The following is a 22,089-nucleotide window of genomic DNA, read 5'->3' as shown; positions in this document are numbered from 1 at the left end:
TTTCCGCAGTTCAGGGGCTCGTCGTGAGCGGTGACGGTGGGATTTGAACCCACGGAGGCTTGCACCTCACACGCTTTCGAGGCGTGCTCCTTAGGCCGCTCGGACACGTCACCGTGGACAACCTTACCGGATGGGTGGCGGTGGTTCGGTCACTTTTGGCGGTGGTGTTCGAAGAAGCGGTTGAGGGCTGCGTGGCACTGCGGTTCGAGGACTCCGGGGATGACTTCGGGGGTGTGGTTGAGGCGGGGGTCTCGGAGGATGTCGTAGAGGGAGCCTGCTGCGCCGGCTTTGGGGTCCCAGGCGCCGAAGACTACGCGGGTGAGGCGGGAGAGGACGATGGCGCCGGCGCACATGGGGCAGGGTTCGAGGGTTACTACGAGAGTGCAGTCGGTGAGGCGCCAGGTGGGGGGTGCTTTGGGGTCGGTTTGGGCTGCTTTTGTGTGGAGGGTGTGGGCTGCTGAGCGGATGGCGACTATTTCGGCGTGGCCGGTGGGGTCGCCTTCGGCTTCGCGGGTGTTGCGGCCTTGGGCGATCACGGTGCCGGTGGGGTCGAGGATGACGGCGCCGATGGGGACGTCGCCCGTGGATTCGGCGGCGGTGGCTTCGGCCAGGGCGAGGCGCATCCAGGGCTCGTAGCGGCGCTGGGTGGGCGTCGGTGGGAGTGGGGGCGTGGGCGGCGAAGGGGGCGTCGGCGGCGATGGAGGTGTCGGTGGCGGCGTTGCCGAGGGCGGCGTCATGGATCCAGTCTCGCTATCGGTCCGCGGTGGGGTGTGGCGGGATGTGGCGGGATGTGATGGAGGCGCTCGAACCACTCGGCGAAAAGGCCTCTGTGGCTGGCTGATGTGACCGAGGCCACAAGCGATCAACCTCACAATAAAGCGCCGCCGTCCCCATCCCGGGAACCGGCGGCGCCGCAACCGATGGCCATCGGCGGCTGCCCGCGCTCACGCGGTGTCGCCTCTGGATGGCTCAGTGCGCCTTCAGTAAAAGAACGTCCTCAGCAGCTGCTGCTGCCTCAGGCGCGCCATGCGCGCCCGGCGGGGCGCTACGCGCTCCCTGAGGCGCTGGGCCTCGGCCAGGTCGGCGAGGAAGTCCTCGCGCCGGCGTTTGCGGTCGCGCGCCTCCCGCGCCGGTGCGGGCTGGGGTCGCGGCTGGTCTGCGGGCATCTGCTGGTCACCGCCTTCCCGGTGCGCCGGCTCTTATCCGCAAAGCCGACGGTTTGACCTTTTTGGGAGGTTACCTTGTCACGGTATGTGCTTGTCCAGTGCTTACCGGTGCAGTGCCCCGGCTCGTCGGATACCGTTTGCCCATGCCCACCGTGTCCATTCATGTCGTCGACCACCCGCTTGTCGCCCACAAGCTCACCGTGCTGCGGGACGCGCGCACCGACACTCCCACTTTCCGCTCGCTCGCCGACGAGCTGGTGACGCTCCTGGCCTACGAGGCCACCCGCAACGCGCAGGTCGAACCGACCACGGTGCGCACCCCGGTCGCCGAGGCCGCCGGGGTCACCTTCAGCGGTCCGCGGCACCTGGTCGTGCCAGTGTTGCGCGCCGGCCTGGGCATGCTCGACGGCATGGTCCGGCTGCTGCCGACCGCCGAGGTCGGCTTCCTGGGCATGGTCCGCAACGAGGACACGCTGCAGGCCTCGACCTACGCCACCCGCCTGCCGGAGCACCTCGTCGGCCGCCAGTGCTACCTGTTGGACCCGATGCTGGCCACCGGCGGCACGCTCATCGCCGCGATCCGCCTGCTCGCCGAGCGCGGCGCCGCCTCGGTGACCGCCGTGTGCCTGCTCGCCGCGCCCGAGGGTGTCGCCGCCGTGCAGAAGGCGCTGGCGGACCTGGACCTGCCCGTGGCGATCGTCACGGCGGCCATCGACGAGCGACTCAACGAGAACGGCTACATCGTCCCCGGCCTCGGCGACGCCGGAGACCGCCTCTACGGGACCGTCTCGGCGTAGAACAGACGTAAGGCAAGAAAACACCTGTGGGACCGGAGAACCGGCCCCACAGGTGTCTGCGATGCCCGCAAAAGCCTCACTGTGTCTTGAGCGCCGCCAGCACCTTCGCCATGCTCTCCTTCGCGTCGCCGAACAACAGCGACGTGTTCTGCGCGTACAGCAGCTCGTTCTCGACCCCGGCGAACCCCGGCCGCATCGAGCGCTTGCAGAACACGACCTGCTGAGCGAGGTCGACGTCCAGAATCGGCATGCCGGAGATCGGGGAGCCGGTCGGCTGCCGTGCCGCCGGGTTCACCACGTCGTTGGCGCCGATCACCACGGCCACGTCCGCCGAGGCCAGCTCCGAGTTCGCCGCGTCCAGCTCCAGCAGCGACTCATACGGCACGTTCGCCTCGGCCAGCAGCACGTTCATATGCCCCGGCATCCGGCCGGCGACCGGGTGGATGCCGTACGACACCTGCACCCCGCGCGACGCCAGCAGGTCCGCGACCTCGCGCACCGTGTGCTGCGCCTGCGCCACCGCGAGCCCGTAGCCCGGGACGATGACCACCTTGCGCGCGTACCCGAGCAGGATCGCGACGTCCTCCGGCGAGGACGTCCGCACCGGCCGCGCCGCCCCGTCGCCGCTCACCGCCGCCCCGCCGGCCGTGGCGGTGAACGCCCCGAACAGCGTGCCGGTCAGCGGACGTCCCATCGCCGCGGCCATCATCCGCGTCAGCAGCGTTCCGGACGCGCCGACCAGCGTGCCCGCGATCACCAGCAGGGTGTTGCTGAGCACGTAGCCGCTCGCCGCGACCGTCAGACCGGTGAAGGCGTTCAGCAGCGAGATGACGATCGGCACGTCCGCGCCGCCCACCGGCAGCACGAACAGCACGCCGAAGGCCAGCGCCAGCAGGGCCAGCAGCACCATCAGCGCGGTGCTCGGCCACGGCACCAGGAGGATCCCGAACAGCACGCTCGCCGCCGCGACCCCTATGGTCACCCAGCGCCCCGCCGGCAGCACGACCGGCCGGGTCGTCATCAGCTCCTGCAGCTTGGCGTACGTGATCATCGATCCGGAGAAGGAGACCCCGCCGACCAGGATGGTGAACGCGGTCGCCGCCAGATCCGCGCTCGCCGCGTGCTCGATCCCCTTGCCGGGCCGCAGGAACTCCACCGCGGCCACCAGTGCCGCCGCTCCGCCGCCGACGCCGTTGAACAGCGCCACCAGCTGCGGCATCGCGGTCATCCGCACCTTCCGCGCGGTCGGCAGGCCGATCGCGGTGCCGACCACGATGGCGCCGATGATCAGCCCCAGGTGCTTCAGATGCGGCGTGGTGAGGGAGACGAGCACCGCCAGCGCGGCGCCGCAGGACCCGATCACCGTGCCCATGCGGGCCGTGCGCGGCGCCGACAGACCCTTGAGGGTGAGGATGAAACAGACCCCTGAGATCAGGTACGCGGTGTCTCTCCAGGCGCTGCTCACTTGCCCGCCTCCCCGGAGGAGGCGGGAGGCGTGGCCGCGCCGGCGGGAGCGCCGGACGCACCAGGAGCTCCCGAACCACCGGAAGCTCCTGAAGACCCGGGATCACCCGGTGCCCGCCTGGGTTTCGCGAACATCCCCAGCATCCGGTCGGTGACCGCGAATCCGCCGACCATGTTGACCGTGGCCATGACGATCGCCAGCAGTCCGATGGCCAGCTGCAGGTTGTCGGTCGTCGAACCGGTGGCGATGATCGCGCCGACCAGGATCACGCCGTGCACCGCGTTGGCGCCGGACATCAAGGGGGTGTGCAGGATGGAGGAGACCTTCGAGATGACCTCGAAGCCGAGGAAGACGGCCAGTACGAAGACCGTCAACCACGCGGTGGAACTCATCTGAACTCACCCTTCAGCAGCACACAACACGCTGCGGCGATGTCGTCGGCGGCGATGTCCTCGGGAGTTGATAAAAGCACTCCGTCCTGGCACATGGCCAGAATGAACGCGGACATGTTCGCGCCGTAGAGCCGGGAAGCGTGTGCGGCCAGCTGGCTGGGGACGTTGCGGCCGCCGTGGACCAGCACGCCGTGGTGCCGGATCTCCTCACCGGGGCGCGACACTTCGCAGTTGCCGCCGTTCGGGTTGTCCGCCGCCAGATCGACGACCACCGAGCCGGGCCGCATCTTCTCCACCATCTCGGCGGTGACCAGCAGCGGCGCCGGACGCCCGGGGACCGCGGCGGTGGTGATCACCGCGTCGGCGGCGGCGACGTAAGGAGCCAGGGCCCTGCGTTGCCGGTCCGCTGCGTCGGCGGCCTGTTCGCTGGCGTAGCCGCCGCTGGCCGAGGTCTGACTTTCGACGTCCAACGTGATCGCCTTGGCGCCCAGCGAGCGGATCTCCTCGGCGGCGGCCGCGCGCACGTCGTATGCCTCGACGACCGCGCCGAGACGCTTGGCCGTGGCGATCGCCTGAAGTCCCGCCACGCCGGCGCCGAGGACCACGACCCGTGCCGGGGGAACGGTTCCAGCCGCTGTCATGAGCAAGGGGAAGAATCGCGGCAGCCGTTCGGCGGCGATCAGCCCTGCGCGATATCCCGCCACCATCGCCTGGGAGGAGAGCGCGTCCATGGACTGCGCGCGGGTGATGCGGGGCAGCAGTTCCAGGGCGAAGAAGCTGGCGTGCCGGTCCACCAGGACGCCGGCCGGGCCGCGGCCGTCCTTGGGAGAGGACAGGCCGATCACCGCGGTGCCGGGCTTGAGACGGGACGCGGTCTGCTGATCGAGTTGTCCGACGGCGGCCAGGAGATCGATGTTTCCCAAAATTTCTTCGGGGCTTTTTCCGATCACGGCGCCCGCCGCACGGTAGGCGTCGTCGTCCTCCGCGGCGGCCAGGCCGGCGCCGGACTGGACGTAGACGCTGTGACCGGCCGTGATCAGGCGTCCTGCGGATTCGGGGGTGAGCGCCACGCGTCGCTCGAAAGGGGCGTTTTCGGTCAAGACACCGATCTGCATGCGATCAACCTAGCCGGGGAATGCTGCCTATGTGTGCCCCCTGACACAGAAGTCCACTGAGTCGTTATCGTCAGCCTTGCGTCTGGACGAGATCAAAACCCTTTGCCCCGGCTAGGCTTTGACACAGTGGGGAAGCTGTTAGGTAGGAGTGAACCGGGAACGCCTCGCATGATGCTGACTCCGGTCGCGCGGCACCTCGACCGTCCAGATGAAGGGGATCTGACGTGAAACTCAAGCCGGCCGTGCAGTGGGGCATCGTGCTCTTTCTGATCTATTTCGTGGTCCAGAACCCGTCAGGAGCGGGCAACCTGGTGCAGGGCGCGTTGAACTGGGTGGCCAGCGTCGGCAAGACGCTCGGCGACACGTTCCACAACCTCGTCGCCAGCTGATCGCCCGAGACGGTCATCCGACGTGTCCGACTCTTCACCGCCGCTCTACGGCCGGATGCTGCTCCGGCCCGAGCTCGAGGACCGCGCCAAGCGGTATCTCGTGCCGGGCGAGCGGCTCGTCATAGCCGTGCGGCACCATCTGGCCGCGGTCATCATCCCGGTGCTGATCGCGGTCGCGGCCGTGGTCCTCGCGATGGGGATCGACATCTTCTCCTCGCCCGACGCCGGCCAGTTCCGGCTGGGCGCGTGGGCGGTGGCCGGGGTGGCCTTCCTCTATATGGCATGGAACGTCGCGGTGTGGAACCAGGATCTGCTGATAGTGACCAACAAGCGGATCCTGCACACCCACGGCGTGATCACCCGGTCCTTCGACGCGCTGCCCTTGGGCAAGGTCAACGACATGCGCGTCGAACGGGACCTGCTCGGCCGGATCCTGGGCTACGGCAGATTCAACGCCAAGGCCGTCGGCGACGCCCCGCTGGGCCGGCGCGGCCTGGACTTCATCTCGCACGTCGAGGAGACCTGGCTGGAGATCAGCAACCTGTTGTACGGTCCGGGCGCCAAGTCCGGTCCCAAGGATCCGCAAGAGGTACGTATCGTCGGTGCGGTCCTTCCGGACATGCACGGCGAACCGGTGGAGATCGTCATGCCGCCGGTGTCCGTGAAGAGTCCAGCCGATGACGACAAGGCACACCCGGTGAACGCGGCCATGCTGCCGGTGAAGGTGTTCCGCGACGACAAGGGCGAACGGGCGTTTGAGACCGACGTCACAACGCCGGGCAACAAACGTCGCAGGATTCGCTTTTTCCGCTAACCGGACATCTGTCTCTCAGGCCCAGGTCGCGCCCGAAACGGGAGCGTCTGGGCCTGCTCTTTCGGGCACAGCGGGTTCCCGTCCCTGCCCGAAGGGTGGCCGGTATCTAAGCGTTCGCTGAACGAATCATGGACTTGTCGCTTGTTAGGCAGGCCGCCGGTGACTAACGTCCACAGGGCTTCGCCGCTCCCATCGGGCCCACAGGTTCCGGGCGTCGGGGCACCGCCGAATCCGTGTACGTCGCGGAGCCGGGGAACCAGGTTCGTCGGCGCGGCCCGCGCGGTAAGCGAGGGTGGCGCCAGTGGGGTGAATCGGTCGGCGTGCACTCGCCGTCGTGTGTGCGCGTGCGACCGTAGGGCTACTTCTTCAGTCCGAATCCGTCAGCTAACCCGGTAGGCGGACAAGGAGGAGATGGAGCCCAGAAGCTCGCATGACTGTCAATGCCCGACATCGTCGTCCGCGTGCCCCGAAGTACACCAAACTGGCCCTCGGCGCGGCTGCGGCCGGGACCATGGTCCTGGTCCCCAGCGTCGCCAACGCCGACCCGCAGCCGACCATCGCGCAGGTCAACGACCAGCTGAACACGCTCTACCAGCAGGCCGCCCACGCCGACGAGGCGTACAACGCGGCCCAGGACGCCGAGGCCAAGCTGCAGCAGCAGGTCGACGGCATCAACCGTGAGATGAGCGCCGAGCAGGCGACCATGGCGCAGACCCAGACCCGCCTCGGAGGCCTGGCCGCCGAGCAGTACCGCAACGGCGGCGTCGACCCGACCCTGCGCCTGATGATGCAGGCCGACCCCTCCACGATGTTGGACATGTCGGCGACCGTCGACCGTGTCCAAGCCGACAACGCCGGCAACCTGAACCTGCTCGCGCAGCAGAAGGCTGACCTGGCGGCCAAGGCCAAGCAGGCCGCGGACAAGATGGCACTGCTGGACCAGCAGACCAAGGCCGCCGAGGCGACCAAGAAGCAGTACGACGGCGACGTCTCCAAGGCCCAGGCGCTGCTGAACTCCCTGCAGGCGCAGCAGCGCGCGGCGCTGAAGGCCGAGCAGGACCGGCAGCACGCCGCGGCGCTCGCGGCTGCGCAGCAGGCGGCAGCGAAGCAGTCTTCGTCTTCGAGCTCGTCGTCTTCCTCCGGGTCGTCCTCGGGGTCCTCCTCGGGCGGTTCGACGACGGTGTCGGTCCCGGTGTCCGGGCGGGCTGCCGCTGCGGTGGCGTTCGCGCAGGCGCAGCTGGGCAAGCCCTACATCTTCGGCGCGACCGGCCCGGGCGGGTACGACTGCTCGGGGCTGTCGCAGGCGGCGTGGAAGGCGGCCGGCGTGTCGATCCCGCGGACCGCCACGGCGCAGATGCAGGGGCTGCCGGCGGTGTCGGCTTCCTCGGCGCAGCCGGGCGACCTGGTGTTCTTCTATGGGAACAGCAGCTATGTGGATCACGTCGGGATATACATCGGCGGCGGCCGGGTCATTCACGCGCCGCATCCGGGTTCTTCGGTGGAGATCGTTGCGGTGAGCAGCATGCCGCTGGTTTCTTACGCGCGGCCTTAGGGCGGGTGGCGGTCGGGCTGTTGGTGGATTGCTCGGTTGTTGGATCGCTCGTTTGCTCGATGGGGTGAGCGCTTGCTCGATCGGGCGTTCGCTCGATGGCTCGTTCACTCGTTCGTGTTCGGCGTGTTGGGCGTGTTCCGGATCGTCCCGGGCTGTGTGGGCCTGGGGCGGTTCGGGGCATCTGTCGAGGGCTGTCGGGTCCTGGTATGGCCTCTGGCCTGGCGTTTCTCTCCGAAGCTGGGCTGGACGCCGGCTCGGGGGCGAGGCCGTCCGCGCTGGCGTGTATCCACCACTGGCAAGCGTCTGGACAGGGCGCGTAGACATCCGTACCCGGGACGAGTGGAGCAGCTCCGCATTTTTGCGTAGTACTGCTCACAGCTCCTATTAGGCCCCGCTGCTGTTAAGCTCGGGGGCACAGACGTCTACCAGAAGGGAGGTGGCCACGTGAAGAAACTGCTTCTGCTCGTAGTGGCTGCCATCGGCGGTCTGCTGGTCTACCGGCAGGTCCAGTCCGACAAGTCGGAGCAGGACCTCTGGACCGAGGCGACCGACCCGGTTCCCTCGGCCTGAGAACCGCTCATCCGGCTTCCCCGGCAGCTAGAGCTGGGGCAACGGTCCGTCTTCCGGATACCGGAAGGCGGACCGCTCTAACGGGGCCATGGCGCAATTGGTAGCGCACCTGCTTTGCAAGCAGGGGGTTGCGAGTTCGAGTCTCGTTGGCTCCACTGAAGGTATGAATAGTTGGAACCCTGGTCCGGCGTGGTAAGCCGGACCAGGGTTCTTCGCGTTACAGGGCCGTTCGGGGCGGCGTGCCCGTCACATGCCCGAAGGGTCCCCTAGGTCGGTGCCCGGGTCTGGTCGATCGGTGCCGGCGTCGCGGCGACGGAGCTCGCGGCGGGCCCGGTCGCTGAGGGCATCGGCGAGGGTGTGCTGACGTTCCTCACTGCCGTGGAGGTAGATCGAGGCAGCTCGGTCGCTGTCGTGGCCGAGGCGTTGCTTCAGCTCGGCCATAGTGGCGCCGGCTTCTGCGGCCCAGGTGCTGCTTGTGTGGCGTAGATCGTGGAAGTGGATCGCCGGAAAGCCGGCAGCCTCGCGAGCAGCTCGCCACTTGTCGCCGAAGTTGCTGCGGCGGAGCGGCTTGGCGGCCGCGGTCGCGAAGACGTAGCCGTCTGCGCCTGGGTTCGAGCTCCAGCGGAGATGCTCCAACAAGTCGGGCAAGACCACCTTCGGCACGACGACCCGTCGGTTTCCCGCCCGGGACTTCGGTGGGCCGGTCTTGATCTCGCCGTTGCTGAGTTCGAGGAGCTGCTCCTTGATCACGAGGACCGCGCCGACGATCTCAGCGTCAGGGGCGTCCGACGACATGATCAGTTCGATTCGGTTCCGGCGGAGGCCTGCGAGCTCGCCCCAGCGGAGGCCACAGAACGCCGCGAGGAGGACGAGGAGCCGGTACCTGAGGCCCACCGCGTCAGCCAGCGCGAACACGTCTTTGACCCGAAGCACCGGGCGTTCGGCCGACAGCTCTTGGCCTGCGCCGCGGAGGCGACACGGGTTGCGGCGGATCATGCCGTCACGGCGGTGTTAAGTACTGCCTTGAGCAGCCGATACGCCTTGGCCAAGGTGACTTCGGATACGCCAGCGTCGAGGCGGTCCTTGCGCCAACGGCGGACTTGAGCGTCTGTGATCTCGGAGACCGCCTTGGTCCCGAACGTTGGAGTGAGGTGGCGCCGCAACAGGTAGTCGTAGATCTGGATGGTGTTCTCGCGCAGTCGGGGGCGTTCCTTGATCCAAGCTTCCGCGTACGCGGTGAACTCGACTTGACCGGCGGTCGGGTCGACCCAGTCGCCGACGAGCATTTCAGCCTCCTTCTTCGTGAGCCAGTCGGCGGCCTCCGTCTTGGTGCGGAAGGTGTTAGGTGCGGGACGGTCGACGCCGTCCGGGCCGGCGTAGCGCACCTGGAACCGGCCGGAGGGGAGCTGGCGGATACGTCCGAAGCGGCGACGGCGGTTGCCCTTGCTCTCGGCCATTACGCGGCCCTCCTTCGGTTGGCGATCGGTGCGACGGTTCCCGCCTGGACGTAGTTCTCAATGGCGGACTCGGGGATACGGACGTGGCGTCCCACACGGACGTAGGTGATGCGTCGTTCGGCGATGAGGCGACGGACGAAACGCGGGCCGGTGTTGAGCCGATCGGCTGCTTGGTCGACGGTGAGGAGCCGGTCTCTGGTCTGGCTCACGACGACCTCCCTGCTGTTGCCGAAAGATCTGCCGGAGATCGTGGACCGTTGCGCGCTGCGTCGAGCTGGGCTCGCCAGGTGACGCGGTCTGCGATGCGGTGCATGAGGCGGACCGTCAGCGGCTTGAGCTTGGCGTCGTCGCGCGAGACGTACTCGAACGAGAAGCGACCTGGCGTCGGCATCTGAGGCTCGACGCCCAGGATTTCGGTCACCCAGTTCTTACGATCCGTCTTGTGGTCGGTGAGTGTCTTTCCGGACCACTTGCGGGAGACCAGGACGCGACGTCCGCCGTAGCCGAGGTGAGTCGGCTTGTGTGCCTTGCCGCGACAGGCGCCCGGGTGGAGACCAGGACGAGGGTTCTTCGGCTGAACGCCGTAGCGGAGCCAGTTCGCGCAGGTCGGTGAGCATGGTTCGTAACGAAGTGCTTCGACGAGGCGTGAGACGTGGTCCCGCTGATCGTCGGTGGCCGCTTCGTGGCACTCGTCGACACTCTTGGTCACGTATTTGGCCAGGTAGCCGATCGTGCGGTTCGCATCCTTCGTACCGGCTAGGACGCCTTGCGCGTCGAACTGCCTCCCGAAGCGAGCTACGTGCGACGGTTCGTCGTCCGGGCCGATCTCGTCGAGAGCCTGATCCCAGGTGGGCAGGATCTCGCCGGTCGTCGCGTCGACGTAGGCGCCAGTGCCGTCATGCCACTCCGGCAGCTGGTCGACGTACACCGGCTCATCGGTCGGCGGCCACCACACTTGGTGATAGGTCGCGGCGATGACCTCGCGGAGCTCGGCTCGGGAGATGGTGCCGCGGATCGCCATGTGCAGGTGGGGCGCTAACCGGCGCTGTGGCTCGACGGCCGCGAAGTACTGTACATCGAAGCCGACGAAGCGACGGAGGTTTTGAACGAAGCGGTCGACGAGCTTCGCGAAGTGGATCGCGTCGCGGGCAGCCCGCTGGTAGTCGTAGGCGGCCGGCTGGACCGGTGTCCCGTCCTTGGTGACCCTGCCGTAGCTGTCGAGCGTGAGGGTCAGGAACATCGACGGACGGAACTTCTTTCCGCTGGCCGATTCGTAGACCTTGCCGACTGTCCGCGTACTTACGGGACGCCTCGGGAGCTCCGACGCGTCCTGACGGCGCCGCGTGGATCGGACACGCCGGGCTGCCTTCTCGACGCCCAGTCGGCCGCGGACGCCGGTCGCCGCCAGTTCTGTGTTGATCTCGGAGACGGTCTCTTCCCACTCGGCCACCTCGGAGTCGTCCGAGTCGTCGAGGGACTTCTGAGCTTGCGAGCGGAGCTGAACGAGGAGGTGCTGTTCGTCGGTCGCCGGATCGGGAGTGAAGTCAGGCTCCTGCTCCAGGTGCCAGCCGGTACGGCACTGATCGATCCGAAGCTGCCGCTTGGCCTCCGCACACGGCGGGCAGACGCTCGAAAGGGTCGCGCCGCATGGGATGTCTATGATCTGTTCTTCGCCGGTCGCGAGGTCGACGCGTCGCAGCGGGACTGGCCGGATGCAGACGCCATGCTTGATCGCCGACTCTTCCAGGACCTTGCGAGCCAGCGGCATCCGGGCACGTTCGGCACGGCTTCCCGTGATCCCGGACGGCGCTACTGGCTTGAGCTGTTGCGAAGTCACAGCTTGTCGACCTCCTTCCCATCGAGATCGTGGGACCGCTGTGCGGGAATCGCGTCGTGGATGAGTGGCTTGAACCGCTCGACCATGGCGGCGATGTCGCTGTCACTGTGGTAGGTCGCCCGGACTCTGACCGGCTCCCGGACGCCTGCCACAGTCACGAAGCCGACGCCGGCAAGCTCTGGGTCGATCAGGTCGCAGGTCGCACCGCGATCCCTGGCGCCGTCCCCGAGCACCATGTCCACGTGGGATGCTTCGGTGACTCGGAGGCAGATGCGGACCGGGAACAGGTCGCGGAACGGAAGCACGTCCTTGCGCGGGTCCTGCAAGGCAGCGACCACATGCACCGCCGCCGCACGGCCCTTGGACAGCAGGCGAGACAGCGCCGAGGCGATGCGCTGACGGATGGCGCGGTCAGGGCAGTACGAAGTCAGGTCGGCCATTTCGTCGACGACCACCAGGACCAGAGGCTCATCGGGCGTCGGGATGTGCTGACGAGCCACGCCCCGGAGGAGACGGGTCCGCCTGTCCATGAGATCGGCCGCGTCTTCGAGCATGCGCGCCATGCCCTCGTACGAGTCAGCCTCGAAGCGCTGGAACAGCGGCTCGCCAAACGAGAGCTCCATCCCGCCCTTGGGGTCGAGGACCCAGGGCGCCACGTATCCGGTTCTGATCGCGGGTCCCAGGGCCCGCAGCAGTGCCCAGACGACCGAGCCCTTGCCCGCCTCAGAGGCGCCGGCTATGAGGACATGCGTGGTGAGTCGCAGAGTCCACGGCTGACCATCGGCGCAGACGCCGAGGGGGAGTGCGGCCAGGTTGACCGGCATGCGGTCTACTGAGTGCGACTCGTCGTCGGTGTCGAGCTGACCTGGCTTGACCGTTGCCGCCAGCGGATCGGCGTGCATGAACTCCAGCGCGATCCGCCGAGGCTTCACCGTCCGCACACGACACGACAGCGCCCCGAATGTGTGCGCCAACGCCGGAGCCTGGTTCTCCCACTGCTCAGGGATCTGACCCGACACCATGTCGACGATGACGCGATCGACGAAGCGCGTAGATCGGACCTGGCGCAGGCTCGGGACGTACTCCAGATCTCCGTACAAGACGGCCAGGCCACAGACGGCCATAGTCGCGTGCCAACGCCGCTCGTAGACAAACCAACGTCGCCACGCGCTCACGACCGGGAACCGGACCATGCGCTCGAAGCTCGCCCAGTGCAGGACCGCCCAAGCGCTCAGCGTCAGCAGCACGCCGACCAGGAGCCAGCCGAAGGCCGACGATCCGAGGGCGATCCGCAGCCATGCGGCCAGAGCGATCAGACTCGACAGGACCGGATGCTTGGCCGCCTTGCGACCAGCCAGGCCGAAGAACCCGAAGAAACGCCGAATCGCCAGCCACCAAACGGGGACTTCGAAAACCGGCTCACGGACATAGACACCGCCGACCTTGCGCGTTGCCTTGTCCGCCGAGGAAGCATCCCCATGCACCGTGCGGAACATCAGCGGGACCCCCGCTCGGCCATCGCGTTCAGGTGATCGACCTGAGCTCGCGCATTCTTCGCGACTTCCTGCCGATCGGCGTTCTCCGGTTCCTCGGCTGCCAGCGCCTCGAACAACCGCGCCTTGCGCTCGTGGAACGCGAGCAGCGCCGACACCGGCGCGGTGTTCGTGTGGATCAGGTAGGTAGCTTCCTCGATCAGCTTGCTGACCTGAGATATTTCGACCCGCACCGTGACCGGTTCGGGGTTGTGCTGACGATCGCTCGCCGTGGCCATTAGCCTGGACTCCTCTTCTCGGATCGCACCCTGGAGAGACGTCAGGGGAGGCCGGGGCCTAATCCGGCCTCCCCTGTTTGTGGTGGCGCTGTACTTCAGAAGGACTGTCGGTCAGCCCGCGCTCTTGGACCCGTTCACAGCCGCCGCCGGCTTCCCGCCCGCGTTCGGTCCCCGCACCGCCGAGGCGTTGTACGAGTACGCCAACCGCCCCTGACTGTTGACGTACGGACGCACCCGCAGCCCTTCGAACTCGACCGGCCGAAACGGCGTCCCCGCCATCAGGTCGGGCAGCTCGGGCTGATGATCCGCCGCGATCTTCACCTTCACCGACCGGTCCGCCGCCCGAGCCTCCGGGTCCGCGTCTAGCACCTCGACTGCCCAGACCAGCACGCCGGACTCCTTGTCCCGCGCCTGCACGGGATGCTCCCGTGTGGACTTGTCGAAGTCCCGCACCGCCTCCACCGCCACGGCGAACGCACCGTGCGGGAAGACATCGCCGAACTGAACCCGGATCGCACCCTGGATCGCCATCTCGAACCTCATCTGCTTGTCGTGCCAAGTGACTCTCACTTAGCCCTACAAGTTCGACTATGAGGGTAACGCAGAGGTCTGTCAAGCCGATTGCTGGGCAGGGCTAAGGCGCCCTGGAGCAGGCCTGCCTACTGCCGATAGACGATCAGCCTGCTGAGGAATCGTCCGAGGTCACGAGCCGAAAATCAGTCTTGAAGTTGCCGTGCTCGGCCTGGATGACTTGGCAGCTGTACCGAGTGCCGAGCAGCGACTCGGGGTCGATCTTGAGGAGCCGAGCCAGACTTGCGGCGCTGTTGACATCGGTCGTGGTCGGGTCGAGCACGGCGTGGCAGTCGACCAGCGCCCCGCGGATGCGATTGACGACGTACTCGATACGCTGTCCGCCGCTGAGATCGGGTGCGTCATCTGTATGGTCGTCGCTCGCCAGGTGTTCGATGAGTTCGTTGAGGTCGAACCTTTGGCGATCGTCCATGGGGCGTCACGCTACTTGACTGCTAGATGTCTGGGTGGGTTGCGCACTGCGTGATCAAACCAAGGGGTAGGTGTCTTCGAGTTCGTGCCGGTCGCCCGGGAGCACGAGTTCGGCGAGCTGGACCGGTCGACCGGATGCCGCGAACGCCGTGACCGTCACCGCGAGCACAGGCGTCCGCTTGCTCGGCAGACCGAGTAACAACGCCTCTTCACCGGATGGAAGTCGAGCAGCGATTCGTTCCGTGATGTGGTCGTACCGGATCTTGTTTCGTGACTCGACCTGATACCTGGCACCTTCGCTCATCAGCGTTTCGGCACCGAGCGCGGTGCCGTGGGCGAGGTCCAGCGGGAAGTACGAGGTGACCAGCTCGTCGGGCTCGTCGTCGCGGACGACCAAGCGTCGTCGCATGAGCACGGCTTCGTTCTTCTTCAGATTCAATGCCGCCGCCACGGCGTTGGGAGCGATGACGTGCCCGACGTCGACCAACCTGCTACCGCTGGTCTCGCTCTGCTCCAGCGCGTTCCGGCTGGGTCGGAACCGCTGATCCATCGCAGCGGGCCGGCCGCGTACGAAACGACCCTTGCCCTGCTGCGATTCGATCCAGCCATCGCGACTCAGGATTTGCAGAGCCCTGATAATAGTGGTCCGAGACATGTCCCACTCGTTGACCAACTGTTCTTCGCTGGGCAGCATCGAGCCGGCCGGGTACCTGCCATCCAAGATCCGCTCTTGCAGTCCCGTGACGACCCGCGCGTACTTCGGTGGCGCCGACTCGAAAGGCATTACTTCCCGCCTTAACCCAACACAGCTTGACCCATCAACATGACCCATCTCTGCGGGCAGCGTAGCGTCTGAAACGGCGTGTTGCTACGGCCGGAGCGGGTGTCTCGTCGTTGAATTCGGTCGGCGAGGTGCGGGTATGGGCGGGGACCCGACCGTCTGGCGTCGCACTCTCCCGTCCGGCGTATGAATTGGCCGCAGAACGACAGATCAGCCCAGCTTCTGAGCCCACACGATGAGCGCGATCGGTCGTGGAGGCACGCGAACAAGCTCCCAGCGCTGGATCGAGTCGCGGGTGACTCCGACAAGGTCGGCGAGTTCTCCCTGGGCCATCCCCATGGCTTGGCGGCGATTCCGCAGCGGAGTAGCTAGCCGCCTTCGTTCAAAGACCTCCCACGATTCGCCCGGACGCTGTCGCAGCGAGTCGTTGCGCAGCTCGCCGTCACGCCCGACGATCACCAGGCGTCGGTCAAGCTCCCAGGACCACTGGATCAGATGGCTCAGCTTGGGCTGGATGGCTCCCGTCTCCCATTCGGAGATCGCTCGGCCTCGAACCGGAAGAAAGGTAGAGAGCGAGTTTTGGGAACGCTCGGAAGTCACGCGCACTGATCGCAGAGCACCAACGATCCGCACGAACGCCCGTTCCGCCACGTCATCAACTTGCAGCGGCATCGGCGCTCCTGTCTATGGCGTCTACAGGCTCCTCGGCTTCGGCGACCGTCAGATCTCTCAGCTCGACCCAACGAAGAACGCCGATGCCCACGGGAGTGCGGACCAGCGCAACCGGTGTGCAGCAGATGAGCAGTTCGGGGAGGTCTTCCGCCGGAGGTTCGCACTGGCGCGTGGCTGGCAAGACGACCTCACTCAACGTGGGTTCGGTCCTCACCCGCACCACGGTGCCGGGTTCGAAGTCCGGGCTCTTGGGGCTCATCGATCGTCACCATCGCTGGCCGAGGAGCGTCGACGACCTCCACGCTGGGGCGTCCGCTCGGTAAGACCGGCCACGATGAATGGCCGCACCATCGACACCGGAGCCGACTCAGCCGAGCGATGGGGCGTGGCCGGCTGCGGGACGCCATCCAGCCGATACGCAGCCGAGCTGACCTTCTGATAGGTGTTCGTGCCCGCGTAGTACTCGATCACGGTGATAGTGATCCCGACGGTGCCGGGGATCAGGCCGCGCTTTCCATTGGTGGCCCACATGGCCATTGCACTCATCCCTTCCGCAAGGGGCAGGCCGACTAGGCAGCGAGACCGGTCCCGGAACACGGGCCGCACGGCTGCTTGTCGGAGATGTCAGCGGTGTCGTCGATGACCTCATGCACGATCGCGAGCCGCGACGTGACGTGCCTCCAACCGCGTCCGCGGCAGGACTCGCACCGCTGGCCGGAAGATTCGACCGGTTCCCGCGGCTCCTCGGTGTGCTCGTGTTCGTTGCGGGGCACTGACGACATGGTGTGAACGTAAGGTCACTGCTGAAAGGGAACCCGGAAAAACCTTCCGGGGTCCGGCGGGGGAGTGCGGTGAGGCTAGGGCCATGAGAGGAATGACAGAGACCCTGAGCATCGGTGAACGCGTCGCCTGGTACCGGCGACGCCGTGGCATGTCGCAAGAGGTGTTGGCCGGCCTGGTCGGTCGGACGGCCGATTGGCTGGGCAAGGTGGAGAACGGCCGGATCTATCTCGACCGGCTGTCCGTCATTAAGTCGCTGGCCGATGCGCTGGACGTCCAGCTCGGTGACCTGCTGGCGGAGCCCGCCTTGCTCGACTGGGCCCAGGACGTGAAGGGCCGCACCGTGTCCGCGCTGCGTGAAGCGCTCATGGACTATCGGCAACTGACCCCGTTGCTGAGCGGCGATGCGAACGGCTTCCGTCCAGATCTCGAAGTGCTCAAGCAGGAGGTCGGCGAAGCCTGGACTGCCTTTCAGGACGGCCGTTTCGCTCGCGCCGCTCACGTTGTGCCCTCGGTTCTATCGCTCGCGCAGGCCGCTACGCGTTCGTACAGCGGAGACGAGCAGCTACAGGCGTACGTGTTGCTCGCGATGGCGTATCAGAGTGCTGCGCAAGTGCTCACCAAGATCGGTGAGACGGAACTGGCATGGATCGCCGCCGACCGTGGGCTGACTGCCGCGCAAGTCTCGGGAGACCCGATCGTCATCGGTTCGCTGTTTCGGTCCGTCACTCACTGCCTGCTGTCGAACGGCCGCTTCGACGCAGCGAAGCAACTCACCGCGGACGCGGCTGGCTACCTTCAGCCGCACGTGGCGAAGGCCTCGCCCGAGTTCCTGTCGATCTACGGGACGCTGTTCCTGGCCGGCTCGGTCGCTGCGGCTCGATCCGACGACCGTGCGACGACGCGGACGTTCCTCGCCGAGGCCGAAGAGTCAGCCCGCCGGCTTGGCGAGGACGCCAATCACATGTGGACCGCCTTCGGGCCGACCAACGTTGCGATTCACCGCGTCGCCACAGCGATGGAGCTCGGCGACGTTCAACTTGCGCTCGACCAAGGGCCGCAGCTCGACACGTCGCAGATGCCGACCGAGCGCCGCGTCCGGCATGCGTTGGAAGTCGCTCGCGCCTACGCAGCGCGCAACCACACCGACGAGGCACTCTCGCTCATCCTGGACGCCGAGAAACTGGCGCCCGAGCAGGTTCGCTATCACTACATCTCGCGCCAACTGGTCACTTCGTGGGTCCGGCGCCAGCACGGCAAGCCCAGCCTCGCACTGTCCGATCTCGCCCAGCGCATTCACGTGATCGAGTCCCGTTGACTCGTCGAACCGCTGCGTCAGGCCCGGCGCCTACTGACGTTCGTCCGCTACGGCTGGGGTTCCGACACGAGCAAATCCGCCAGTCGGGTGGGCCAGTCGCTAGTACCCAGGCCACCAGCCATGAGTAGGTCGCGCCAGTCCGCCATAGCCAGCGCAATGACCTTGTCGATCGATACATCCCGTTCGGCGATCACAACCATCGCGGTGGTGATCCGCTCCAGGTCCTGACCGCCGAAGATCGCCTCATCCAAGCTTGAAGCTTCGGTGATCAAGCGGGAAGCCTTCGCCGGGCTCAGCACGCGGCTTGCGTAGTCCGCGACTCTCGTGGGGAAAAGCACACCTCTCTCGTACCCCCTGCGAGATCTACGCGAACGGCAACTCGCGCTGAAGGGCAGCCCACTCGCAGCCCTCAGGACAGTCAGGCAGCGGGGACTAAAGTCGACTCATGACCCAGCCGAACCCAGCCGAGTCGTTCGCTAGTGCCCGCGCGGCCTCAGGCGTCCTCTTCTTCGACGCCGAGGGCCGCATCCTGTTAGTACGGCCGTCGTATAAGCCCGGTTGGGACCTTCCGGGCGGATACGTCGAGTCCGGCGAGACTCCCACGCAGGCCGCGATGCGCGAGGTCCAGGAGGAGCTAGGCATCAAGCCGCCGATCGGCGCGCTGTTGGTCGCAGACTGGGCACCGGCCGCAGACGAAGGCGACAAGCTCCTGTTCGTCTTCGACGGCGGCGAACTCGCCTCCGAGCATCGCGACCGCATCGAACTCGAAGCTGCCGAAATCGCCGGCTACGCCTTCCACGATCCCGAACTCATCGACACTCTGCTGATCCCGCGCCTCGCACGCCGCGTCAAAGCCGCGCTCTTGGCGCGATCCCAGGACCGCACTCTGTACCTCGAGCACGGCGAACCGAAGTAGCCGAGCTCGACTATATTCTTGCTAATCGGCAAGTTGGCAAGCCATTTACCGCTTCACAGGATTGCTCACTCCTGAAAACATGGTGCTCGCCTGGTTAAGGATCGTTTCGCGGTCATCCTTGCTGGGAGGTATTATGAGATTCATTCTTGAGTATGCTCCGAGGAGCGGGCTATGGGCTTTCGCTACCGCAAGACGTTCAAGGCCGGACCGATTAGGGTGACGGCATCAAAGTCCGGCATCAGCTACTCGGCTGGTGTGAAGGGCGCCCGCGTCACCAAGCGCGCCGATGGTCGCGTACAGACAACACTGTCTGCACCTGGAACGGGGCTGAGCTACACCAAGTCCAGTAGCAGCACGAAGAAGCCGACTCGCGCCAGCTCGGTGAAGGCTGCAAAGCCGACCGCTACACCGACTAAGAGTCAGGCTGCGAAGCGTCGCATGCCCACCCGATCCGAGCTTGAGCAAGCCTGGCGAGCAACGGGACGGCCGCTTCCAGCGCACGGAACTCGCATCAGCGAGCGCAAGGCGACGTTCCTCGCGGGCTTCATGGGCTTGATCGCGAGACCTGACGAGGAGACTTACTTCTTCTTGAATATCAGCAAGCTTAACCCGGCGCGGGATGTCTTGGTCTTGACGTCACAGCGGTTGCTGATGTTCCAGGCCAACCAGGTCCTTCGCAACAGCAAGATCCTTGCTGTCGACCTCAGTTCACTGCGAGCTGTAACCATTCGACGCCGACCCTGGTCGGCATCGTTGGTCCTGCACGATTTCGAAGGCACCGATCAGATTGTTTGCGGAACAGTAAGCCCCAAGGCCCTCGTGTGGTTGAGGGAGACCACCAAGCACGATCCCCTGTTCGTCTTGCCTGACTGAAGCGACACCGCGACGAAGTTCACCATCAGATCAAGGCGGCGCTACCGCGCCGCCGCCGGCCCGCCGCATCCCGGGCGTGCGGCCTGGCGGCCGGTCCCGGGCGCGGCGGTCGGCTCGGCGTGAAGCCGCTTCTGGCTGCTCTTGGTCTGTCGGGTCGACGCTGGACTTGTTGGCGTGCCCCACTCGTGTGACCGCCTTGCGTTCCTAACAAACGGGGAAGCGTGGTTGCCACAGTTTGTGGTCACCTTACGTCCCGACCGAGTGACCGCGCGCGAGCCGCGTATTCCTCGCCCGCGTGTAGTCACCTTCCCGCCGAGGACGTTGGTCAAGGCGCCACGGGGTGCGGCAGCTCAACGCTCTGGCCTTTCCCGCGAGGAATTGTTCTGTAAACGGCGAATGGGACGACGGAAAATCCGGGACTCTGTGGCAGATCCATAAAACCCGTAGCGTTCATGTTTCCGATTGAGTTGTTGATGTAGCGGAGGAACTTTCCGCGTGACACGGTAGCGCCATCAACGAAGGGCTCCAGCTGCGTAGACTGATTCTGAGCTCCATAAACGCCGATACTGCCTACTAGCGTCCACTCTTGCTCGCCAATTCCATAGCGAGAAAAGAGGACCTCTATGTCGCCGTCGAGGTATTGGCGCCCTTCTTGTAGTCGGGCGCCAACTACGTAGCTATTATCTGGCGTGGGCATCAGGTTCAGATGGAGTCCTGGAGTGAAAATGCCTCTTGAGACTCGAATAAACGAACGCAAAAGGTCCCCGTTGACGTCGCCCATCTCGAAGTCATCGATTTGGTCTTCGAGCTGAGCTGAAGAGCGCTGGGGTTGCTGTTGCGACGCCTTTTTAGCAGGCTGCTGTTTCGGTTTGCTGGACGCTACCTGGCTGGAAACTTGCGTGCCCGTTAAACCTAAGACCCCCTTGGTTGTCGTGGCAAATCCGCTGAAGACTGATGCGATATATCGTGCATCGAATAGGCAGCCTCTAGCGGTAATGCGCACAATTGAGCCGAGAGGATTTAGAGTCTGAAGTCTATCTGGTGTCCAATATTGCTCGTCCGAAAGCTCGTCGGAGAGATCGCGGATCATCCCCTCGGATTCAAGGGCTTCTTCCAGCGAAGGAAATACCAGGTCACCTAAAGTCTTCGTGACGTATTGTTCTTCCCCGGACCCCTGGTAGTGCCCGAGTACTCCTTTGAACCCCGTGTCGGTGCGGCGCTCTGATCGGCTAGTGCGCCGATGCTCCATGTCGATGCCGTCATTAAGCTGCGCCAGTAGCGAACTGACTTTGTGGGGATCGACATAGAGGAATTCTCTGATGATCATTCGGTCGCCTCCGGGCTCTGGCTTTGCTGGATCGCCGACGTCGAAACTTTCTTTACGCCTGACCGCTCGATCCACGGCGGAGACCAAGATTCTCTTTTGCAGAGCTCCAAGAAGGGCAGGGTCATGGCCTTATGGATATCTCCTTCTATATAGAGATCAGTAAGGCGCATTCCGAAGAGTTGGGCGGGAGTTACGGTTGTATCTGCGCCAATATCACGGCGTGCAGCTAGCATTAGATCGGCATATAGTCGCATCGTTACAAGGGTCGGAGCCTCGTTAAATGCGCCTTGCATGAAGTTGTGATAGGCGCGAACGGCTTCGTCTGATCCATAAATCGTAATCCAGGTGGCGAACTTTCTGAGCATGTCAGTAAGATCGTTGGTGCCACCTTTCTTCATCTCTTCAGCCTTCTCGAGATCGAAAACGTCTCCAAGCGCCTGGATGATTGGTTGGTAGATCTCATACTTGCGCTCCGAGATCCGGTTCTCCAGGTCGCGAATTCGTTGTGCCTCAGCTTCGCTTCTCTTTACTGACCTTGCAGAACGGGCTGCGATTAAGGCTGCCGTGGCCGAGGCGATGACGGGAATCGCTGCGAGTGCCAGGGCCGGCACTGTCAACGCAGAAGAGGCCGTCGTGGTCGATGTGAGCACATGACGAGGATACAAGGCAGCTGAATGCTGGAGAGCGGAATCTGCAAAGATAGACCGACGGGCCACATCCACAACTTCTTGTCAACTTTCACCTCTAATGCGTGCACGGTGCGGTGATTTGGACACACAGTTCCGCAAGCTGGCGTTACCTAAGCCCCACGGACTCTGAAGCTCGTGACGTTGCAGCGGTGCTGACTTGTGGTCGTGCCCGTCGCGTGCCCGTACGGAGCCGATCTCGCGGTCACTGGCGGACACACGCGGGCATCATGACGGCGGCGGGCAGGTCAACGACCAGCATGCTCGGTGGATTGATCTACTCGGGCATAGTCAGGGCTTTGCAAGCAGGGGGTTAGGGGTTCGAGTCCCCTAATGAGTTCTGGGAGTAAGCCATCCGGCAGACTCCTGGTTGGACAGCCGTCGGCAGGTGAGCACTTGTGTCCCCAGG

At 65.4% G+C, this 22,089-nt stretch carries 28 protein-coding genes, 2 tRNA genes and 1 riboswitch; of the genes, 9 read left to right on the top strand and 21 right to left on the bottom strand.

Annotated features, from left to right (window positions below):
• Positions 1 to 28 precede the first annotated feature (28 nt).
• The 3 genes from CACI_RS42335 to CACI_RS42325 form a co-directional block, all read right to left on the bottom strand.
• Positions 29 to 113: transfer RNA gene (locus tag CACI_RS42335), tRNA-Ser, on the bottom strand.
• Positions 114 to 149: 36 nt separating this feature from the next.
• Complete coding sequence (locus tag CACI_RS42330) at positions 150 to 623, bottom strand: nucleoside deaminase (protein ID WP_015797114.1); 474 nt, start codon at positions 621 to 623, stop codon at positions 150 to 152.
• Between the two features lie 357 nt (positions 624 to 980).
• Positions 981 to 1,166, bottom strand: a complete 186-nt coding sequence (locus CACI_RS42325) for a hypothetical protein (protein WP_015797113.1) — start codon at positions 1,164 to 1,166, stop codon at positions 981 to 983.
• Between the two features lie 152 nt (positions 1,167 to 1,318).
• Between CACI_RS42325 and upp the strand changes: the two genes are divergently transcribed.
• Positions 1,319 to 1,963 (top strand): uracil phosphoribosyltransferase, encoded by a 645-nt coding sequence (gene upp / locus CACI_RS42320; RefSeq protein WP_041543929.1) that lies wholly within the window; start codon positions 1,319 to 1,321, stop codon positions 1,961 to 1,963.
• Between the two features lie 76 nt (positions 1,964 to 2,039).
• Here the strand turns inward: upp and CACI_RS42315 are convergent, their stop codons facing one another.
• Genes CACI_RS42315 through CACI_RS42305 form a run of 3 tightly spaced genes read right to left on the bottom strand, consistent with a single transcriptional unit; the run spans position 2,040 to position 4,935 of the window.
• Positions 2,040 to 3,428 (bottom strand): NAD(P)(+) transhydrogenase (Re/Si-specific) subunit beta, encoded by a 1,389-nt coding sequence (locus tag CACI_RS42315; RefSeq protein WP_015797111.1) that lies wholly within the window; start codon positions 3,426 to 3,428, stop codon positions 2,040 to 2,042.
• Positions 3,425 to 3,820: an NAD(P) transhydrogenase subunit alpha gene (locus CACI_RS42310; RefSeq protein WP_015797110.1), complete on the bottom strand. Its 396-nt coding sequence runs from the start codon at positions 3,818 to 3,820 to the stop codon at positions 3,425 to 3,427. Before CACI_RS42310 ends, CACI_RS42315 begins: the two co-directional genes overlap by 4 nt.
• Entirely contained in the window at positions 3,817 to 4,935 is a 1,119-nt protein-coding gene (locus CACI_RS42305; RefSeq protein ID WP_015797109.1) for an NAD(P) transhydrogenase subunit alpha, read from the bottom strand. Before CACI_RS42305 ends, CACI_RS42310 begins: the two co-directional genes overlap by 4 nt.
• Before the next feature lie 224 nt (positions 4,936 to 5,159).
• Between CACI_RS42305 and CACI_RS51835 the strand changes: the two genes are divergently transcribed.
• The 5 genes from CACI_RS51835 to CACI_RS42290 all read left to right on the top strand — a co-directional run bounded on the left by CACI_RS51835 (position 5,160) and on the right by CACI_RS42290 (position 8,415).
• Positions 5,160 to 5,324: a hypothetical protein gene (locus CACI_RS51835; protein ID WP_015797108.1), complete on the top strand. Its 165-nt coding sequence runs from the start codon at positions 5,160 to 5,162 to the stop codon at positions 5,322 to 5,324.
• Between the two features lie 22 nt (positions 5,325 to 5,346).
• Positions 5,347 to 6,138, top strand: a complete 792-nt coding sequence (locus tag CACI_RS42300; RefSeq protein ID WP_041540786.1) for a PH domain-containing protein — start codon at positions 5,347 to 5,349, stop codon at positions 6,136 to 6,138.
• A 213-nt stretch (positions 6,139 to 6,351) separates the two neighbouring features.
• A riboswitch (cyclic di-AMP (ydaO/yuaA leader) is annotated at positions 6,352 to 6,551 on the top strand.
• A gap of 17 nt (positions 6,552 to 6,568) precedes the next feature.
• Positions 6,569 to 7,690 (top strand): C40 family peptidase, encoded by a 1,122-nt coding sequence (locus CACI_RS42295; RefSeq protein ID WP_015797106.1) that lies wholly within the window; start codon positions 6,569 to 6,571, stop codon positions 7,688 to 7,690.
• Between the two features lie 444 nt (positions 7,691 to 8,134).
• Positions 8,135 to 8,260 carry a DLW-39 family protein gene (locus CACI_RS53315; RefSeq protein ID WP_015797105.1) on the top strand — a complete coding sequence of 42 codons (126 nt, stop codon included), beginning with the start codon at positions 8,135 to 8,137 and terminating at the stop codon, positions 8,258 to 8,260.
• Between the two features lie 82 nt (positions 8,261 to 8,342).
• Positions 8,343 to 8,415 (top strand) — tRNA-Ala (locus CACI_RS42290).
• 91 nt (positions 8,416 to 8,506) lie between these two features.
• Here CACI_RS42290 and CACI_RS53310 read toward each other — a convergent pair.
• The 12 genes from CACI_RS53310 to CACI_RS42240 all read right to left on the bottom strand — a co-directional run bounded on the left by CACI_RS53310 (position 8,507) and on the right by CACI_RS42240 (position 16,317).
• Positions 8,507 to 9,256: a tyrosine-type recombinase/integrase gene (locus tag CACI_RS53310; RefSeq protein WP_223297402.1), complete on the bottom strand. Its 750-nt coding sequence runs from the start codon at positions 9,254 to 9,256 to the stop codon at positions 8,507 to 8,509.
• Positions 9,253 to 9,717, bottom strand: a complete 465-nt coding sequence (locus tag CACI_RS53305; RefSeq protein WP_223297401.1) for an N-terminal phage integrase SAM-like domain-containing protein — start codon at positions 9,715 to 9,717, stop codon at positions 9,253 to 9,255. Before CACI_RS53305 ends, CACI_RS53310 begins: the two co-directional genes overlap by 4 nt.
• Positions 9,717 to 9,926 carry an excisionase family DNA-binding protein gene (locus tag CACI_RS42280; protein WP_015797104.1) on the bottom strand — a complete coding sequence of 70 codons (210 nt, stop codon included), beginning with the start codon at positions 9,924 to 9,926 and terminating at the stop codon, positions 9,717 to 9,719. Before CACI_RS42280 ends, CACI_RS53305 begins: the two co-directional genes overlap by 1 nt.
• The gene (locus CACI_RS42275; RefSeq protein WP_063643564.1) at positions 9,923 to 11,485 is read right to left on the bottom strand and encodes a replication initiator; all 1,563 of its coding nucleotides are present in this window, start codon (positions 11,483 to 11,485) and stop codon (positions 9,923 to 9,925) included. Before CACI_RS42275 ends, CACI_RS42280 begins: the two co-directional genes overlap by 4 nt.
• A gap of 65 nt (positions 11,486 to 11,550) precedes the next feature.
• Positions 11,551 to 13,050, bottom strand: a complete 1,500-nt coding sequence (locus CACI_RS42270; RefSeq protein WP_015797102.1) for an FtsK/SpoIIIE domain-containing protein — start codon at positions 13,048 to 13,050, stop codon at positions 11,551 to 11,553.
• Positions 13,050 to 13,325 (bottom strand): hypothetical protein, encoded by a 276-nt coding sequence (locus CACI_RS42265; protein WP_015797101.1) that lies wholly within the window; start codon positions 13,323 to 13,325, stop codon positions 13,050 to 13,052. Before CACI_RS42265 ends, CACI_RS42270 begins: the two co-directional genes overlap by 1 nt.
• A 111-nt stretch (positions 13,326 to 13,436) precedes the next feature.
• Positions 13,437 to 13,856, bottom strand: a complete 420-nt coding sequence (locus CACI_RS42260) for a hypothetical protein (RefSeq protein ID WP_015797100.1) — start codon at positions 13,854 to 13,856, stop codon at positions 13,437 to 13,439.
• A 145-nt stretch (positions 13,857 to 14,001) separates the two neighbouring features.
• Complete coding sequence (locus CACI_RS42255; RefSeq protein ID WP_015797099.1) at positions 14,002 to 14,328, bottom strand: hypothetical protein; 327 nt, start codon at positions 14,326 to 14,328, stop codon at positions 14,002 to 14,004.
• Between the two features lie 54 nt (positions 14,329 to 14,382).
• Complete coding sequence (locus CACI_RS42250; protein ID WP_015797098.1) at positions 14,383 to 15,111, bottom strand: GntR family transcriptional regulator; 729 nt, start codon at positions 15,109 to 15,111, stop codon at positions 14,383 to 14,385.
• A gap of 207 nt (positions 15,112 to 15,318) precedes the next feature.
• Entirely contained in the window at positions 15,319 to 15,780 is a 462-nt protein-coding gene (locus tag CACI_RS48795) for a helix-turn-helix domain-containing protein (protein WP_015797097.1), read from the bottom strand.
• Entirely contained in the window at positions 15,764 to 16,039 is a 276-nt protein-coding gene (locus CACI_RS50775; RefSeq protein WP_015797096.1) for a hypothetical protein, read from the bottom strand. The genes CACI_RS48795 and CACI_RS50775 overlap by 17 nt, the downstream gene beginning before the upstream one ends.
• Positions 16,036 to 16,317, bottom strand: a complete 282-nt coding sequence (locus tag CACI_RS42240) for a hypothetical protein (RefSeq protein WP_015797095.1) — start codon at positions 16,315 to 16,317, stop codon at positions 16,036 to 16,038. The genes CACI_RS50775 and CACI_RS42240 overlap by 4 nt, the downstream gene beginning before the upstream one ends.
• A gap of 328 nt (positions 16,318 to 16,645) precedes the next feature.
• On the opposite strand from CACI_RS42240, the gene CACI_RS42230 reads away from it, so the two are divergent.
• Positions 16,646 to 17,878 carry a helix-turn-helix domain-containing protein gene (locus CACI_RS42230; RefSeq protein ID WP_015797094.1) on the top strand — a complete coding sequence of 411 codons (1,233 nt, stop codon included), beginning with the start codon at positions 16,646 to 16,648 and terminating at the stop codon, positions 17,876 to 17,878.
• Between the two features lie 47 nt (positions 17,879 to 17,925).
• On the opposite strand, the gene CACI_RS42225 is transcribed toward CACI_RS42230, so the two are convergent.
• A complete protein-coding gene (locus CACI_RS42225; RefSeq protein ID WP_143765620.1) occupies positions 17,926 to 18,150 on the bottom strand; it encodes a hypothetical protein in 225 nt (74 codons plus the stop codon).
• 173 nt (positions 18,151 to 18,323) lie between these two features.
• Between CACI_RS42225 and CACI_RS42220 the strand changes: the two genes are divergently transcribed.
• Both CACI_RS42220 and CACI_RS48790 read left to right on the top strand, forming a co-directional pair.
• A complete protein-coding gene (locus CACI_RS42220) occupies positions 18,324 to 18,794 on the top strand; it encodes an NUDIX domain-containing protein (RefSeq protein ID WP_015797092.1) in 471 nt (156 codons plus the stop codon).
• 171 nt (positions 18,795 to 18,965) lie between these two features.
• Positions 18,966 to 19,667: a DUF4236 domain-containing protein gene (locus tag CACI_RS48790; protein WP_015797091.1), complete on the top strand. Its 702-nt coding sequence runs from the start codon at positions 18,966 to 18,968 to the stop codon at positions 19,665 to 19,667.
• A 325-nt stretch (positions 19,668 to 19,992) separates the two neighbouring features.
• Here the strand turns inward: CACI_RS48790 and CACI_RS50770 are convergent, their stop codons facing one another.
• Both CACI_RS50770 and CACI_RS50765 read right to left on the bottom strand, forming a co-directional pair.
• On the bottom strand, positions 19,993 to 20,994 hold the full coding sequence (locus CACI_RS50770) for a DUF6414 family protein (RefSeq protein ID WP_015797090.1): 1,002 nt from the start codon (positions 20,992 to 20,994) through the stop codon (positions 19,993 to 19,995).
• Positions 20,991 to 21,644, bottom strand: a complete 654-nt coding sequence (locus CACI_RS50765) for a hypothetical protein (RefSeq protein ID WP_143765619.1) — start codon at positions 21,642 to 21,644, stop codon at positions 20,991 to 20,993. Before CACI_RS50765 ends, CACI_RS50770 begins: the two co-directional genes overlap by 4 nt.
• Positions 21,645 to 22,089: the final 445 nt, after the last annotated feature.

It is taken from the genome of Catenulispora acidiphila DSM 44928, assembly GCF_000024025.1.
GTDB lineage: Bacteria > Actinomycetota > Actinomycetes > Streptomycetales > Catenulisporaceae > Catenulispora > Catenulispora acidiphila.
This window is presented reverse-complemented; position numbering and strand designations above follow the sequence as displayed.